General features: G+C 60.4%; 2 protein-coding genes. Both read right to left on the reverse strand.

Annotation, left to right across the window (positions count from 1 at the left end):
* Nucleotides 1–29 precede the first annotated feature (29 nt).
* Nucleotides 30–578 (reverse strand): adenine phosphoribosyltransferase, encoded by a 549-nt coding sequence (locus tag HT737_RS24745; RefSeq protein WP_003223345.1) that lies wholly within the window; start codon nt 576–578, stop codon nt 30–32.
* A gap of 78 nt (nt 579–656) precedes the next feature.
* The gene (gene fnr / locus HT737_RS24750; protein ID WP_025110355.1) at nt 657–1391 is read right to left on the reverse strand and encodes a fumarate/nitrate reduction transcriptional regulator Fnr; all 735 of its coding nucleotides are present in this window, start codon (nt 1389–1391) and stop codon (nt 657–659) included.
* Between the last annotated feature and the right edge of the window lie 100 nt (nt 1392–1491).

Here is a 1491-nt window from a genome sequence, read left to right on the forward strand (position 1 = left end):
TGCGAAAGGCTGCGATCTTTTGATCTTTACTATTTATCGGTCAAAGCAAACTGCGTCAGACAGAAAGTAGGGATGCCCATATCTTCCAGGCGCTGCGACCCACCCAGCTCCGGCAGATCGATAATCGCCGCCGCCTCATGCACCCGTGCGCCCATGCGGCGGATCAGGTTGGCCGCTGCGATCAGCGTGCCACCGGTGGCAATCAGGTCATCGAACATCACCACCGAATCACCTTCGCACAGGCTGTCGGCGTGGACTTCGAGGAACGCTTCGCCGTATTCGGTCGCGTAACCTTCGGCCAACACGTCCGCCGGCAGTTTGCCCTGCTTGCGGAACAGCACCAGCGGCTTGTTCAACTGGTAGGCCAGCACCGAACCGATCAGGAAGCCGCGCGCATCCATCGCGCCGATGTGGGTGAAGTCGGCTTCCACATAGCGGTGGGCGAAGCTGTCCATCACCAGGCGCAGGGCCTTGGGCGACTGGAACAGCGGGGTGATGTCGCGAAAGATCACGCCCGGTTTCGGGAAGTCGATCACGGGGCGGATCAGGGATTTGATGTCGAAGGAGTCGAAGACCATCGTCGAGGTGTCCTGGCAGGGCTGCAAACGGCGCAGTATACCCGCGGCTGAAACGCTTCGCTCAACCGCGGATCGAGATCAGCCTTCCAGCGAGCCGCCGGCCAGGGCGCAGAGCTGGATCGGGTCGAGGATGTGGATCTCCTTGCCCTCGGCGGCGATCAGTTCGTTCTGCTGGAAGCGCGTGAACACCCGCGACACGGTTTCCACCGCCAGGCCCAGGTAATTGCCGATTTCGTTGCGCGACATGCTCAGGCGGAACTGGTTGGCCGAGAACCCGCGAGCGCGGAAGCGGGCCGACAGGTTGACCAGGAACGTGGCGATGCGCTCGTCGGCGGTTTTCTTCGACAGCAACAGCATCATTTGCTGATCGTCACGGATCTCGCGGCTCATCACCCGCATCAGTTGCCGGCGCAGCTGCGGCAGTTGCAGGGCCAGTTCGTCGAGGCGTTCGAAAGGGATTTCACAGACCGAGGTAGTTTCCAGCGCTTGGGCCGACACTGGATGTTTCTCGGTGTCCATGCCGGACAGGCCGACCAGTTCGCTCGGCAGGTGGAAACCGGTGAGCTGTTCTTCGCCGGTGTCGCTCAGGCTGAAGGTCTTCAGGGCGCCGGAGCGTACTGCATAAACGGAATCGAAGGTGTCACCCTGGCGGAACAGGAACTCACCCTTTTTCAACGGGCGACCACGTTTAACGATTTCGTCCAGCGCATCCATGTCTTCCAGATTCAGAGAAAGTGGCAGGCAGAGAGGAGCCAGGCTGCAATCCTTGCAATGGGCCTGGTTGTGAGCGCGCAGTTTGACTGGCTCGGACATTTCTTAAATCCTTGTGGGAAAACACACATAAGCCGTAAGGGTAACCCACGGGAGGACATTCAGGCCAGTCTGGGGCGAGATTGCCCTGCGGGCATAAGGC

It is taken from the genome of Pseudomonas sp. MD195_PC81_125 (assembly GCF_014060985.1).
Classification (GTDB): Bacteria; Pseudomonadota; Gammaproteobacteria; order Pseudomonadales; family Pseudomonadaceae; genus Aquipseudomonas; species Aquipseudomonas parakoreensis.